Raw genomic sequence first — 14295 nt, forward strand, 5'->3', positions numbered from 1 at the left:
TCGAGTCGGTGCGAGACTGGCTCATGATGGGCGCGGTGAAATTTTCCATCTCGGAGGTCATGGCTCAACCAGGGCTCATATCGACGAAACAAGGGAATATGCCGATGGGACCTGTTCAACATGACCTGGCTGGCGAGCCGACGTTTGAGCCCATGATCCAGGTCGACATGGAAATCAAGGCTTTCGTCTCCGCTTGGAGACACTGCGATTATGTCTCGACATACATGGCGCGGATGATCAGTCAAAATAGATCAGACTCGGTCCGGCATTCAAATCTCTTTTCCTCTGCCTTTAACGAACTGCTGGAAGTCGCCTTTCGCACGCGCCTTGCCGACGGCGAATTGGCGTGCAGGGTGTCTCGCCATGGCGCCACGGATAGGATCGAGCTGACATTCCCTTGCCTGCCAGGGGAGCGCCAATTCTACCAAGAGGCCCTGTCGCAAGTCGCAGCATTCGAGGCCAAGGAGCGATACCTTAACTCGGTGTCTGGGGATCTTGCGCCCAGCCGGGAGATGGTCCTCCTGGAACTGGCTGTCGACTACAACGCGACACTCTGGGTCGAGGAAGCCGACGGCGATGCAATCAGGCTTGTCGTGGATCTTCCGCTTGAGGGCCAGTAAAATTGGGCCCGTACGACCTTCTCCCGCGCTTCAAGGCGCAATACGACGCGAACAACCAGGAGTTCTCCATATCGGGGGTGGTCCGGCCTCAGGCGATCGATGAGCTTGGCCCCAGCATAGCATTGCTTCGCGATGCGATCGGTCGTGTGCGCGGCGTTCTCTATGTCAATGTCAGACGCCTGACGCAGATGAACAGCGCTGCGTTTCACGCCTTTTCGAGGATCATCATCGATGCCTGCCGCGCTCGCCCTGATCTCAAATTCGTCGTCATCACGTCAAGCGTCGTCGGATGGAGTTCGCGAAAATTCCGTCGCTTGAGCGGAATCGAACCGAACATCACGGTCGAGGAGTATGACAGTCAATTCTATCCGGGGCAGGGCTTCCTCGAGGAAGGCGCGTTCGTTCCGATCCTGCGCACGCAAACAAAGATGACCTGGCGCCACGAGCGCGCAATCTTGCCGCGACACGGCATGAGGCCCGGGATCGTCATGGCCGACATCTGTTGCGGGATCGGAGATTTCGCGGTGCTCGTGCAGAAGGAGTTCCAGCCGTCGCGGATCGTCGCCCTCGACCACTCCATGTCAAGCCTCAGCTATGCTCGACGCGTGATGAAGGAGTTCGATATCCGGGGCATCGAGTATACCTATGGCGATGCATCGGAGATGCTGCTCGACGAGGCGCAGTTCGACCTGGTCACCTGCCGGCATTCCCTTCAAATCTTCAATCGGCCTGAACTCATCCTCAAGGAGCTCTACCGCATATGCAAGCCGGGCGGGCGGGTCTACATTACCAACGAGAAGAATTCGCATTGCCTCGGCGAGCCGCGCGCCGAAAGCATTCGTTGGACCTACAACGAGGTGGCGAAGCTGTTCAGGCATTTCGAGATGGACGTCGAGCTCGGGCCCAAGAGTCGGCGATACCTGGTCGAAGCCGGGTTCGAAGATATACGTGTGGAGTCGTTCATGGTCACTAACCTTGACGGCGATCCGCAGGACTTCGCCGATGTCGTTGTGGCCTGGGCGGATGTCTATGCGGGCGAGATGGCGACCCGACGCGGCGACGGACCGGAGTTCATCGCACGGTTCCGGCAGGGCTTCCAGGACCACATTTTCGCTGCACTCCACCCCAAGGGTTACGCGGGTTGGCCGATCTGGGTCGCATCGGGGCAACGGCCACAATGAAAGCCGACAATGAGCCCACACCGCGCTTCGGCCTGCGCTCCTTTCGAGCGAAATTCGTATTGGTCGTTGGCGGCGCCGTCCTGTTCGACCTCCTGCTGAGCGGCGGTCTGGCGCTTTGGAACGTTCAAAAGCTGTCGCGCGATGCCACATCCGAAGTCGGTGAGGGCCTGACGACCGCAAACCAGGAATACATTCGTTCCTATGCGCAATCGACGGCGTTGAGCGTCGACCTGTTGCTCGATCGGGTTCATGGCGACGTCAAGGCGCTGGCCGGCGTGCTGCAGGCCCAGATCGACGATCCGAGTAGGCAGCAACAGGTCGGAGCGACGCTTTCGCATCAGGCGCCCGGCTCCGTGAAGATCGTCTACGACGCGCAGGGCAATTGGGCGCAGAATCTGCCGGGCGCGCCTTCCGTGGTGAGCGTCTGGGGCTACCTGCTGGGTGCCGACCATACCCCGCTACCGGGCGTTCAGAAGGAGATAGAAGACAGTACCGTGATCGATCTCGTCGCGCCGACCCTCATGGCCAGCGGGTCGTCCAAATTGCAGATGTACTATATTGGTCCAAAAGAACGGCCCATCTTCAGGACGGTTCCGTATACGGACCAGGCGCAGACCTTCGACAAGCTCTATCCGGGCCACAACAAGGCGGAGTTCTGGGAATTCTTCTTTCCGGGTATCTATGGTTCATGGCAGCAATGGGCCAAGGATCCTGCCTCCCGTCCGGTTCCTGACGACATTACCCAGACAGCGCCTTACACGGATGCGATCACGGGAAAGCTGATCGTCAGCTTTTTCCACCCGCTGTGGACGCTTGATCGCACCGGTATCGCCGGCACGGCGGGAGCAGACATTACGCTCGATCAGCTGGCGGAAGTCGTCGAAAGGGTGAAGATCGCTCAAACCGGATTCGGCTTTCTCACGATGTCGACCGGCAATGTGGTGGCGATCAATCCGTCTGGCCAGGCGATCATCGGCCTGACTTCATCGAGCGATGCCGGCACGCAGGGCGTCACCGGCTTGGAAAGGTCTCTGCGGGGAAGTACGCAGCCGGCTATCGCGTCGCTGCCTCTCGACCAGAACAATGACGGTGTCATCCAGCACATCATGCTCGACAACAAGGGCGAACACGTTCCCTACATCGTTGTCCTCAAGAGATTGAAGCCGACCAATCTGTGGAGTTCGGAACCGATTAAGTCCGAAACGATGTCGGTCGGGATCGTCGTTCCCGAACGGGAGATCTATGCGTCCCTGTTCGCCGCGCAGGAGAGTATTTCGCGCGCAACCAATCGCATCCTGCTGTTTCAGGTCGGTGCGATCATCGTTTCGCTTCTGATTGTCTTTGCGGCCGTGCTCGGAATTTCGAAGCGGATCACAGCGGGCCTGAGGGCGCTTGCCAGTGCCGCCCAGAAGCTCCAGTCCAAAGATTATTCAGTGCGCGTGAGCATTCCAACGCGCGACGAGGTTGGAGCGGCAGGGATTGCCTTCAACCGGATGGCTGAGGAGATCAGCTTTCACACTGAAAACCTCGAGCAACTCGTCGACGAACGAACCAAGGAGTTGGGGGACGCCAATCAGGAGATTTCCGCACTCAACGAAAAGTTGCGGGACGAGAACGTCCGCCTCGGTGCCGAACTCGCGGTTGCCAGACACATCCAGATGATGGTCCTGCCGAAACCAATCGAACTCGAAGCGATTCCGGGGCTGGAGATCGCAGCGTATATGCGGCCGGCAGACGAGGTCGGCGGCGACTACTACGACGTTCTGCAGAACGGTTCACGGGTCAAGGTCGGCATTGGCGACGTGACCGGTCATGGTCTCGAAAGCGGCGTGCTGATGCTGATGGTCCAATCCGTCGCACGCGCGCTGCAGGAGACCAACGAAGCGGATCCGCACCAGTTTCTGGATCGGTTGAACAGAGCGATCTACAAGAACATTGAGCGGACGAACACCGACAAGCATCTCTCGCTGGCCTTCCTTGACTTTGAGGATGGACGGGTAACGCTATCCGGCCAACATGAGGACGTCCTTGTCGTCCGTGCGGGCGGGGAAGTCGAACGTATCGACACGCTTGATCTGGGTCTGCCGGTTGGTCTGGAGAGTGACATCTCGCCGTTCATTGACACGTATGACATCAAGTTCGGGACCGGCGACGTGATCGTGCTGCACACCGACGGTGTGACCGAGGCGGAAGACCAGGACAGAAGGCTGTTCGGGTTCGAGCGCCTTTGCCAGAGCGCACGAAAACGTCAAGGCGGGAGCGCAGAGGAAATCAAAACCGGAATCGTCGAGGATCTGATGGCCCATATCGGAATCCAGAAGATCCATGACGACATCACCCTCGTGATCATAAGGCACACATAGAAATGACCACGCTGTTCGGCACATCTGAGCTTGCTATCGGGACGATGGAAGGTGTCAGTCGTGTGCGGCTGTTCGACGGACCACTCGACTTGAGTTGGCGTCATTGTGCCACGACCTCGGACTTCTTCGCCGATCTTTTTGCGTTGCGCTTTCAGGCGTCCCGCAATGACTACAGGGAAGTGCACCATAGCATCGGATATCTGGTCAACGAGCTCATCGAAAATGCCGTCAAGTTTCGCGCACAAGGTGAGATCGTGATCGAGGCATCGATGGATTCGGAGCACTTCAAGCTCAAGGTGTTGAATGACGTCGATGGTGATGACGTGTCCGAGTTCCAAAGTCTCCTGGCGAACATCACGGTTGGCGACCCCAAGGACCTGCTGATACAGCGAATCGAAGCGAATGCCGCGAACCCCGACATGGCAGGCTCCGGACTCGGATTGCTGACGTTGATGAGCGACTATGGCGCACGCATGGCTTGGATATTCAGCACCGCCGACGAAAGCGATCGGATTTGCCTGGAGACATATGCCTCCATTCCGATCTCGCAAACTCACAACTAGCTGAGGCGAAGCCAGTCTATGGAAATCAAAACAGACGACTACCGCGTGTGGCTTGAAGGAAGCGATATTTTTTTCGACGGTGTCATGCGGCTTGCCAGTCCCGAAGCCGGCGCGCCTATCATGGCCCTGGCGACCAGTGTTCTTGCCTCAAATCCCTCTTCCATGACGCTCAACTTAAAAGACCTTCACTTTCTCAACTCTTCTGGCATCAACCTGCTGGCGAAATTTACCATCGAGGTGCGCAAGCATCCCGATGTTCGGTTCGTCGTGCGTGGAACGCCCGACATACCTTGGCAATCGAAATCCTTGCCGAATCTGAAGAAGCTGCATCCCGCCCTGGTGCTTTTGATGGACTAAGGTCGCCCGAAATCAGCCTACGGACTGCGTACTACAAGAGTGCCGCACCGAGTGAGATATGTACTCCATGACAAGTATTTGGATGCGAAGGTAACGACAATTCGGCCTGGTGCGCAGATGCTGGCAATGGCTCGGCGGGGGCTCGGCACAGGCGGCAGGCGTCCATGTTGGGGGGATGTCGGGCTGCCTGTGCCGATTGGCCGCCGTTGCGCGATCAAAGGTGGCGTCATTGAGTAAGCGTGCCAAGGCGACCGGCCGCCGGCTGGAGTTCATTCCGCCGCAGATCCCGACTTGCGTCGAGGAGCCGCCCGGAGATGAGGGATGGGTTCACGAGGTCAATCTTGACGGCTACCGAACGCAGATCATCATCGATAAAGGCGGCGTGCGCCTCTACAGCAAGAACGGCCGTGACTGGACCACCAAATATTGGCCCATCGCGCTGGCTGTCGAGCTGCCATGCCGGGCCGCCATTATCGACGGCGATGTCATTGTGCCAGACGAGGAGGGCGCCCACGATTGCCCTTCGCTGGAAGCCGCGATCTGGAACGAACCGAGCCGGCTCGCGTTCGTCGCGTTCGACATCCTCCATCTCGACGGTCGCAATCTAGTCTCCTTGCCCCTCCTGCAGCGCAAGCAGGCGCTACGGCAACTGGTTGAGCACGGCCTCGGCAAGATCCAGTACAGCGAGCATTTCGAGAGCAGTGCGCCAGCGATCTTTCGCGCCATCGAGAGGGTGGGGCTCAAGAGCATCATCTCGAAGCGCGCCGACAGCAGCTACACGAGCGGACCGTCGAACACATGGTTGAAGGCCAAATACTTCGAGGAGGCCGATTTCTGAGCATCGACGACGCTTCTGGCGCAACCGCGGCCTCGGGCAGTCCTCGGGCAGAGGTCGTGCGCGACAAGCAGCCAGTTCAAACCTACCCCGCTTTCTGCTTGAATAGTTTCGACATCCCATTGGAGCACCACCCATCTCAAACGATCCTTTCGCCCCCCTGCGGCAACGCTTCCTTATCCGGTGCGCCGATCAGCTCGGGCAGCTGAAGGCCATCGCATGTGAGGGCGGCCCTTTGCCCCGGGAGGCGGGCGATCCGCTGGTCAGGATAGCGCACTCGCTGGCGGGTGCTGCCGGAACGTTCGGCTTTCCGGGTATCAGCGCACGAGCGTCGGAGCTGGAGACGCTGCTGATCGAGCAGCCGCACGCCGCCCGGGACGCGCTCGAGACGCTTATCGCGGAGATCGAGCGCACTCTGGAATGACGCGGCCTGCCGGGCTCATTTCTTGGCGCCGGTCAGGCCGGATCTAGTCATCTCGCCCCACCCCTGGTTGCCGCGCAAATATTGCCACCAGCCCTTCACGCGCCAGAAATTGTTGAGCTGGCGGTAGCCGAAATTCTCGATCACGGCCACGGCCGTGAGCACGGCGAGGTCCCTGGCGCGCGGAAAACGCCGCAACTCAGCCTCTTCGAGAACCAGGGAACACACGCTGACGCAGACGCCGTAGGTGAAGATGAGCGAGGTGAAAGCCAGCAGATACTCGGTCGACAGGATGCCGATTAGCCAGAATGCCGGGATCAGGATGTAGCCCAGCACCTCCGCTACCGGCCCTAGCACGTCGACAACCAATATGTGACCGAAGCCCAGGAAGCCGACGCGGCCATAGCGCGGATTGAACAGCATGGAGCGGTAACGGAAGAAGCATTCGAGCGCGCCGCGCTGCCAGCGCGTTCGCTGCCTGGCAAGCACGCTCAGCGTCTCCGGCGCCTCGGTCCAGCACACCGGCTCCGGAATGAACTGGATGCGGTATTTGCGCCCGGCATCTCTCATGTGGCGGTGCAGCTTGATGACGAGGTCGAGGTCCTCGCCCATCGAGCCCTTGGTGAAGCCCCCCACCGCCACCACCTCCGTGCGGCGGAACATGCCGAAGGCGCCGGACACCAGCATCAGCGTGTTGATGCGGCTCCAGGCCAGCCGGGCCATGAGAAAGGCCCTTAGATATTCGACGACCTGGAGCAACGGCAGCAAGCGGTTGGACAGGTGGATCTCGCGCACCCTGCCGGCTTCGATCCTCGATCCGTTGGCGATGCGGATCGTGCCGCCGACGGCGATGGTGCGCTCGGGGTCGTCGATGAAGGGCTGGGCGGCGCGCATCAGCGCATCGGGCTCGAGGATGGAATCGCCGTCGATCACGCAGAAAAGCGGCGCGCGGCAGACATTGATGCCGGCATTCTGGGCATCGGCCTTGCCGCCGTTTTCCTTGTCGACCACGAACAGCCGCTCGGTCATCGGCGAGGAATAGAGGCCGCGGATCGGCTCGTGCGCCAGCGCCTCCTCATAAGGCCGGCGGAATTTCACCAGCTTGAAGGCCTCGATCAGGCGCTGCAGCGTTTGATCCTTGGAACCGTCGTTGATGACGATCACCTCGAAATTCGGATACTCGAGCGCCAGCATCGAATGGACGCTCTCGACCACGTTCACTTCCTCATTATAGGCGGGTACGAGGAGCGCGATCGGCGGCGCGACGTCGCCATAGCGGTGCCACAGCAGCGCCGAGCGCGCGACCGGCGGGCGCCTGGAAAGCGCGTAGGCCGCAATAATGAGCTGCAACAGATAGATCGTGGTCTGCGCCAGCCCTGCCCCGATGATGAACCAGGACAGAATGGAGGCGGCCAGAACGATCTCGTGGCTCCAGTCGGACATCATGCGGCCGGCCCCTCGGCAAGGATGAGCGAGGCGGTGCGCTGGCTGCGCGAGACCTCGCTCGCAGCGATGTCACGCAGTAGCCGTTCTCCCGGCTGGCCAAACGAGCGCAGCGCGTTGGCGGCGGCATAGCGCACTGTCCATGCCTCATCGTCCATCAGCGCAGAGAGCGGCGCGGCGAGCCCGGCGAGCCCGAGGCGCCCGGCGGCATCAGCGGCGGCAGCGCGCACGTCCCAGTCGCCGTTGGCCATCGCGCTCGCCAGGATGGCAGGCGCCTCGGCGTGCCCGGTGAGGCCCAGCGCGCGTAGCGCCGCGGCGGCGACCTCGGGCGATTGATCACCGGTGGCGCGGGCGAAGAAATCGGCGAAATGGAACCCGGCGGCATGAGCCAGCGCGTCGATCGCGGCGGCCCGGATGAAGGGTATCGCGTCGGTGCGCGCGGCATGATCCCTGAGCTCCTCGAAGCGCGCCGGCGGAAAGCGCCTGAACAGCTCGATCAGGCGCCGCGAGCGCTGTCCCGCCACGCCGACCTTGCCCAGCGCGATATCGAGCGGCGGCAGGCTGCCGAGATCGCAGAGCGCGATGGCGGCGGCGATCCTCACCTCGCGCGAACGATCACGGTCGAGCGCCGAAAGCAGGCTCGCCACCGCGTTTTCCGAACGCAGCGCCGCAAGCATCTCGGCCGCGTGCATGCGCTCGGCGCTGTTGCCTTTTTCCAGCTGCTTGCCGACAAGCGCCGGCAGGCCGCATTCGTCGAAGGCGGCAAGGACATCGTCATACTCTTCGCCCCGAAGCAGCGAAATGAACTCGAAGCCGGCATTGATCGCCACGCCCGCCGGCACCGCGAGCAACACCACCTTCAAGGCCTCGCGGTCCCGGTTTTCCGTGAAGGCGATCAGTGTCGTGTGAAGCTGGCGCCGTTGATCGATCTGTGCCCTGCCTCGGCGTTCCTGCAGCACCCGCCGCGCGATCAGGAACAGCATGATCACCAGGGAAAGGGCGCTGAGCAAAATGGAAAGATCCCAGATGTACCACATGATCAGAACCGCTCGGTCAAGCCGAGCCCGAATGTGCTTCGGTCGAATGTCGGGCGTTGCTCATGTGCGATACTGGCGCGGAGCGTCAGCGGATCGTTGACGTCCCAGGAGATGCCGCCGAAGACGGTGCGCGTCGGCACCAGCGTGCCGTCGGAGATTTCGGGGGCGTCCGCATAGCCGCCGAACAGGTTGAAGCGCTGCGTCATCGCAAGGTCGGCCCTAAGCACATAGCCGTCCGCGCGCGTGCCGATATTGTCGGCCGCATGCACCCAGCGGGCGGAAAGCCCCAGCCGGCCGTCGAAGATATAGGCCTGCACCCAGGGCGAGACACTGGTGACGTTTGTGTCGGTGAAATTGTCGTAGCGGGTGTCGATGTTGAGCGACAAGGGGCCGAACGCCTTCGCCGCCGCCATAACCTGCAAGGACGCGCCGGCGCCGATCGAATAGCGCGCCAGGAAATCGGCGTCCGGCGTCACCGCGGCGAGCGCATAGGCGGAGAAGGCAGGCGAGAAGGCCTCGTCGATGCGGCCCTCGATCTGAACGTCGGTGCGGCCGAAGCGGGTTGCCACGCGGGTGCGGCCCGAAATCGTCGTGCGCGGCGACAGCCGATAAGCAAGGCCAGCCGAGCTGTCGGTCCAGTCTCCCAGCCCGTTGGTGAGATCGCTCACCTCGGTGCCAAGGTCGAGCCGCCATTTGCGCGGGGGTGGCACGGCCAGTCTTTTCTCGATGTCGGAAGAGCCGGGCTCGATGGCGAGCGCCTCTCTGTAGGCCTGCCGCGCTGCATCGTCGTCGCCTTGGGCGCGGCGCACATCGCCGATCCCCACCAGCGCCTCGGCATTGCGCGGATCGATCGCAAGCACGCGCTGGAACGACTGCCCGGCCCGCGTGTAGTCGGCCTCGAGCAGGGCGATCTTGGCATCGAGGTCGAGCGCCTCCACATTGTCCGGCGACGAGGCCAACACGTCATCGACCAGCGCGCGGGCGCCCGGCACGTCGCCCTGCCAAATCGCCAGGCGGATCTTGCCGATCCGCGCGTCGAGAAGGCCGGGCTTTATGGCCAGCGCCCGGTCGAAGAAATGCCCGGCTTCGTCGAACCGCTGGCTGGAGCCCACGATAAGGCCAAGGGCGACCAAGATGTCGGTGTTCTTCGGCGCCAGCCCAAGCGCGCGGCGATAGACCTTCTCCGCTTCGGGCAGCTTTCCCGTAGTTCGCAACCGCCGACCTTGCTCCATCAGGCCGGCGACGGGATCGTGCCGCCGGAGGGGCGGTTTCGCCCTCGGCGCCGGGGCCGCCACCGACGCCTTCCTCGCTTCACTGCCGGCGGCCTCTATGGCCTTGCGGATGTTCTCTACAAGCGCGGCGGCGTCGGTGTTGCCGGGCTGGGCGCGCGCCACCGATTCGGCGAGCGGCAGCGCGGCATCCAGATTGCCCGAACGGAACTCGATCTCGGCCAGGCCGAAGCTGGCATCTTGATAGGTCGGAGCAAGGGAAAGCGCCTTGGAAAAGGCGTCGCGCGCCGCCGCCAGATCGTTGCGGCCGAGCTCGGCGAAGCCGAGCTGAACCAGGGCATCGGCGTTGTCGGGTTTGAGCGCGAGTGCGCGCCGAAGCAGATCCACCGCCTCGTCGAAATGCCGGGCCTGCCTGGCTTTCACGGCGGACGCGTAGAGCTCATCGACCGTCTGCGCAAGCACCGCACCAGGAGTGGCCGCGATGGCCAGGATCAGGCATGCGGCAAGCGCTGTGCGCCGGCTGCGCCTCATCAGCGTTTCCCATTCTTGCGCGCGATCAAACGCGCCAGCCGGGCCAGCAGTTCCTCGGGGATGAATGGCTTTACCAGATAGTCGTCAGCTCCCTTCTCGAGGGCCGAGACGATGTCCCTTTCGGCCTTGCGGGCGGTCAGCATCACCACCGGCGTGTCTGACAGGGCCGGGTCGCTCTTGAGGCGAGCCAGCACCTCCAGGCCGTCGGCCTTGGGCATCATCGCGTCGAGCACGATGATGTCGGGTCCCTCCTGTTCCGCCTTCGCCAGTGCCTCGGCACCGTCCACTGCCGTGATGACCTCGTATCCCTTCGCCCTCAGCCTGAATTCCATCAGTTCAAGCAACAAGGGGTCATCATCGCAGATCAGAACTCTTGCCTTCGCTCCATTCACCAGTGCTGCTCCGGTTCACGCCTCGTGCCCCCCGGAGTGATCAACCCATGAACCGACATCCGCCAATGCGGTCCATGCAAACAACGCCGGTGCGGGTCTCCCGCGCCGGCCGATGCCGCGCAATCATAAATAAAACCGATTCGCGACGACCGTATTTCGATACAATCAGTAGATGAATATTGGGGTATGGTATAGGTGCCCTAAACGGCAAACGGAGCTTGCTGACAGGCTTCTTGCCGCTGCCTTCGACCCAGCGGCTACGCGCGCCCGGGATGCTCCGAGAGCAGCTTCCTGACTTCGCCGGCGAGGGCCAGCGGATCGAAGGGTTTGGCGATGACGCCGATCGCTCCCAGGGCGAGATAGCGCTCGACCTGATGCGTCTGGGTGCGCGCGGTGATAAAGGCCACGGGTATCGACGCCGTCAGCGGTGAAGCAGCCAGGCGCTTCAGCGTCTCCGGCCCGTCCATGTCCGGCATCATCACGTCGAGCAAGATGAGGTCGGGATGCCATGCGGCGGCATCGGTCAGCGCCGCGGCGCCCGAAGAGCAGGACCGCACCTCGAATTCCGGCTCGAGCTCCAGCGACATCTGAGCGATTTCGCGGATATCGTCCTCGTCATCCACGTAGAGGATTCTTGCCGGCATGATCGTCACTCCTTGGCACGGGCGGCGGGTCTGGTGCCGTCGCGCGATGAGGCCAACATGGTTCTGACCAGCTTTGCCACATCGATCTCCGACGCCCTGGTCTTGGTCATCATCGCCTGCACCCGATCGCCGAGTTTCTGGTCCGGTTCGGCCGCCGAGAACACGATGACTCCGGTCTCCAGCGGCAGATCGGCGAGCAGGTCCAGTCCCGATCCGTCTGGAAGCACTATGTCGAGGATGACCAGGTCGAAGTGACGCTTCGCAACCGCCCGCCGTGCCTCCTGCAGCGTTTTGGCCGAGATGATCGAGACGTCGGAGCCCAGCCCTGCCGACATTACGGCTAGCACACCCTCGTCGTCTTCGACATGGAGGATCTTCGGCCTCTGCTCATTCCTGCTGGCGACGATCTTGGCAAGAGCGGCATGAAGCCGCCCCGAATCCACCGGCTTCTCCAACCAGTCGACAATGCCGACGGCGGTGCCGTTCAGTGAGCGCCTGGCCTCATCGGCGACGGCGGAGATGACGATGACCGCAATGTCGGAATTCACTGGTGACGCCCTGATGTCATGGAAGAGCTTGATACCCGATTCTTCTGCCAGCTTGATGTCGAGTGTCAGTGCCGCATAATCGCGGGACTGCAGCAGCGCCTTCGCGGTGGCGATGTCCGGGGCCACGTCGCTGGAAAAGCCTTCCGAGTCCAGGAGTGCCGCAATCACCGTGGCGATGTCGGTCTCGTCTTCGCAGATCAGAACCCGTAGGCGGCCATCGGGCTCCCGCGGCGGGCGCGGTGGCGGATACGGCCTCGGGTGGAGCCTGCGGGCTTCGGCAAGGTCGACGTGGAACGAGGTTCCTTTCTCTTCCTCGGTTTCGAAGGAAACGGCGCCGCCCAGCTTCTCCACGATGGCCTTGACGATGCTGAGGCCGAGGCCGGTGCCGCCTTTCTTGCGGGTGCTGGACGCGTCGGCCTGTTCGAACTTGCCGAATATACGGCTACGAAACGCCTCGGGGATACCCGTCCCCTGATCGATCACCGAGATGCGCAACATGTCGCGATCGCGACGCTGTAGCTTCACCATCACGGTGCCGTCGGCGTGCGAGAACTTGATCGCGTTCGACAGAAGGTTGGCCATCACCTGGTGCAGGCGGTCCGGATCGATGTTGGCTTCGGCGCGCGGTGCATCGTCGACCAGGACGATGCGTATCCGGCTCTCGGCCATGTAATTGGAACTAGCGGCAATGGCCTGCTCCATGATCGGGCGCACAGGCATCTGCTTGATCTTGAAGGCGATCACACCTGACTCGATCTTCTCCATGTCGAGGATGTCGTTGATGAGAAGAACCAGTCTCTCGCTATTGGTGTGGGCGATATTGACGAGGTTGGCGGCCTTCGGCGGCAATTCACCCGCCACGCCCGCCGCGATCAGGCCCAGCGAGCCGCGGATGGATGTCAGAGGGGTGCGCAGCTCATGACTGACCGTCGAAATGAAATCGTTCTTGAGTTGAGCGTTTCGCTTCTGCTCGGTAATCTCGCGATTGTAGGTGATGACACCGGTGATCTTGCCGGCCTCGTCGCGGAACGGCGCCTTGAGCGTGTAAAGCCAACCCTGTTTGCCATCCGGAAAGACCGCCGGCTGTTCGATGCGCAATGTCTGCCCCGCCTTCAGTGCGCCCACCTCGTCCTGCCTGAAGCGCTCGGCCACGTCCTTCGAATAGAAATCGAAATCGGTCTTGCCGATGAGCTCCTCGACTGAAGCGGCCCCCAGCATTTCGGCGGTGGCAGGATTGGCGGCGATGAAGCGGCCGTCCACATCCTTTATGTTCAGGCAGTCCGGCAGTTCACGAACCATGGCCCGATAGATCATGTTGGACATGGAGAGATCGCGCCGCCGCTGTTGCCGGTCGAGCAGGATGCCGATGACCATGGTACTGAGGAAGCGGAACAGGAGGGACGGGAACGTGCTCTGCTGGATCAGGCCTGTGATGACTTGCGGGGGTATGACCAGGAGCGTGATCAGCCCGGCGAGTGCAACTGACACGCCGAAGCCGAATATGTCGAGCATCGTGCGCGACCGGGCCGCGACAATGTGGTGCCATGCCAGGCCGACGACTGCGGTGATCAGGATACCCATGACGCCGACATTGGCCCCCTGCCCGCCAAGATAGAGGCGATAGGCAATGGAGCCGGTCGTGGCAACGAGCATTGCCGGCCATCCGCCGAAGAACGCCGCGGCGCCGATAAAAGCGGCGCGCAGATCGACCACAAAGCCGGAGACAGACAAGGCGGTCGCCATTGAAATGACCGCCCCCACGCACATGACCGCGCCGAGAAGGAGCGACTGTATCCGCGGCGAGAGACGCCCGGTGAAATCGGCGACAAGGTCCCAGGCGACGACCAGGACGGAGACCAGGGCAAGATTGGCGAGGAGTGATTGCCAGATCTCGGTCATGATTTTCCGACTCCTTTTTTCCGATGAATATCGGCTAAAGAAGCTGCGCACCAGTCCGCAGGGCCGGACCTGTGGCACCCCGAGCAAAGGCGACATGGGCAGCGACATGGCAGGCGTCTTGGTACAGCGCGCTTATCGAGCATCAAGTCGAAGCCTGATCTTCGGCACGGGCATCGCCGCGTACTGACGATGGCCCCGACGTGCTCGGCCGCGCCGCCGTGACGGTTGATAC

At 62.0% G+C, this 14295-nt stretch carries 14 protein-coding genes; 8 read left to right on the forward strand and 6 right to left on the reverse strand.

Features of this window, described 5'->3' with window-relative positions; all coding sequences use genetic code 11:
- Window positions 1-104 precede the first annotated feature (104 nt).
- From JG747_RS30155 to JG747_RS30185, 7 genes are all read left to right on the forward strand, one after another.
- Entirely contained in the window at window positions 105-620 is a 516-nt protein-coding gene (locus tag JG747_RS30155) for a ubiquinone biosynthesis methyltransferase UbiE (protein ID WP_202362378.1), read from the forward strand.
- A gap of 2 nt (window positions 621-622) precedes the next feature.
- Window positions 623-1801, forward strand: coding sequence for a class I SAM-dependent methyltransferase (locus JG747_RS30160; protein WP_202360620.1), 1179 nt, complete (start codon window positions 623-625; stop codon window positions 1799-1801).
- Entirely contained in the window at window positions 1798-4164 is a 2367-nt protein-coding gene (locus JG747_RS30165) for a SpoIIE family protein phosphatase (RefSeq protein ID WP_202360621.1), read from the forward strand. The genes JG747_RS30160 and JG747_RS30165 overlap by 4 nt, the downstream gene beginning before the upstream one ends.
- 2 nt (window positions 4165-4166) lie before the next feature.
- The gene (locus tag JG747_RS30170) at window positions 4167-4727 is read left to right on the forward strand and encodes a slr1658 superfamily regulator (protein WP_019860250.1); all 561 of its coding nucleotides are present in this window, start codon (window positions 4167-4169) and stop codon (window positions 4725-4727) included.
- An 18-nt stretch (window positions 4728-4745) separates the two neighbouring features.
- A complete protein-coding gene (locus JG747_RS30175) occupies window positions 4746-5084 on the forward strand; it encodes a slr1659 superfamily regulator (protein WP_202360622.1) in 339 nt (112 codons plus the stop codon).
- Window positions 5085-5280: 196 nt separating this feature from the next.
- Complete coding sequence (locus JG747_RS30180; RefSeq protein WP_244748272.1) at window positions 5281-5922, forward strand: ATP-dependent DNA ligase; 642 nt, start codon at window positions 5281-5283, stop codon at window positions 5920-5922.
- 211 nt (window positions 5923-6133) lie between these two features.
- On the forward strand, window positions 6134-6343 hold the full coding sequence (locus JG747_RS30185; protein WP_244748448.1) for an Hpt domain-containing protein: 210 nt from the start codon (window positions 6134-6136) through the stop codon (window positions 6341-6343).
- Between the two features lie 15 nt (window positions 6344-6358).
- Here the strand turns inward: JG747_RS30185 and JG747_RS30190 are convergent, their stop codons facing one another.
- The 6 genes from JG747_RS30190 to JG747_RS30215 all read right to left on the reverse strand — a co-directional run bounded on the left by JG747_RS30190 (window position 6359) and on the right by JG747_RS30215 (window position 14063).
- A complete protein-coding gene (locus JG747_RS30190) occupies window positions 6359-7786 on the reverse strand; it encodes a glycosyltransferase family 2 protein (RefSeq protein ID WP_202360624.1) in 1428 nt (475 codons plus the stop codon).
- Entirely contained in the window at window positions 7783-8820 is a 1038-nt protein-coding gene (locus JG747_RS30195; protein WP_202360625.1) for a HEAT repeat domain-containing protein, read from the reverse strand. The genes JG747_RS30190 and JG747_RS30195 overlap by 4 nt, the downstream gene beginning before the upstream one ends.
- 2 nt (window positions 8821-8822) lie before the next feature.
- Window positions 8823-10580 (reverse strand): YaiO family outer membrane beta-barrel protein, encoded by a 1758-nt coding sequence (locus JG747_RS30200; protein WP_202360626.1) that lies wholly within the window; start codon window positions 10578-10580, stop codon window positions 8823-8825.
- Complete coding sequence (locus JG747_RS30205) at window positions 10580-10972, reverse strand: response regulator transcription factor (protein ID WP_019860258.1); 393 nt, start codon at window positions 10970-10972, stop codon at window positions 10580-10582. The genes JG747_RS30200 and JG747_RS30205 overlap by 1 nt, the downstream gene beginning before the upstream one ends.
- A 257-nt stretch (window positions 10973-11229) precedes the next feature.
- Window positions 11230-11616, reverse strand: coding sequence for a response regulator (locus JG747_RS30210; RefSeq protein WP_202360627.1), 387 nt, complete (start codon window positions 11614-11616; stop codon window positions 11230-11232).
- Between the two features lie 5 nt (window positions 11617-11621).
- Complete coding sequence (locus JG747_RS30215) at window positions 11622-14063, reverse strand: ATP-binding response regulator (protein WP_202360628.1); 2442 nt, start codon at window positions 14061-14063, stop codon at window positions 11622-11624.
- On the opposite strand from JG747_RS30215, the gene JG747_RS30220 reads away from it, so the two are divergent.
- Window positions 14062-14250 (forward strand): hypothetical protein, encoded by a 189-nt coding sequence (locus JG747_RS30220; RefSeq protein WP_019860263.1) that lies wholly within the window; start codon window positions 14062-14064, stop codon window positions 14248-14250. The genes JG747_RS30215 and JG747_RS30220 overlap by 2 nt on opposite strands.
- Window positions 14251-14295 lie beyond the last annotated feature (45 nt).

Source organism: Mesorhizobium sp. 131-3-5, assembly GCF_016756575.1.
Classification (GTDB): domain Bacteria; phylum Pseudomonadota; class Alphaproteobacteria; order Rhizobiales; family Rhizobiaceae; genus Mesorhizobium; species Mesorhizobium jarvisii.

Coding starts and splice junctions, on each gene's coding strand:
- JG747_RS30155 (WP_202362378.1), top strand. CDS start 105: ATGGGACCTGTTCAACATGACCTGGCTGGCGAGCCGACGTTTGAGCCC.
- JG747_RS30165 (WP_202360621.1), top strand. CDS start 1,798: ATGAAAGCCGACAATGAGCCCACACCGCGCTTCGGCCTGCGCTCCTTT.
- JG747_RS30170 (WP_019860250.1), top strand. CDS start 4,167: ATGACCACGCTGTTCGGCACATCTGAGCTTGCTATCGGGACGATGGAA.
- JG747_RS30175 (WP_202360622.1), top strand. CDS start 4,746: ATGGAAATCAAAACAGACGACTACCGCGTGTGGCTTGAAGGAAGCGAT.
- JG747_RS30190 (WP_202360624.1), bottom strand. CDS start 7,786: ATGATGTCCGACTGGAGCCACGAGATCGTTCTGGCCGCCTCCATTCTG.
- JG747_RS30195 (WP_202360625.1), bottom strand. CDS start 8,820: ATGTGGTACATCTGGGATCTTTCCATTTTGCTCAGCGCCCTTTCCCTG.
- JG747_RS30200 (WP_202360626.1), bottom strand. CDS start 10,580: ATGAGGCGCAGCCGGCGCACAGCGCTTGCCGCATGCCTGATCCTGGCC.
- JG747_RS30210 (WP_202360627.1), bottom strand. CDS start 11,616: ATGCCGGCAAGAATCCTCTACGTGGATGACGAGGACGATATCCGCGAA.
- JG747_RS30220 (WP_019860263.1), top strand. CDS start 14,062: ATGATTTTCCGACTCCTTTTTTCCGATGAATATCGGCTAAAGAAGCTG.
- JG747_RS30215 (WP_202360628.1), bottom strand. CDS start 14,063: ATGACCGAGATCTGGCAATCACTCCTCGCCAATCTTGCCCTGGTCTCC.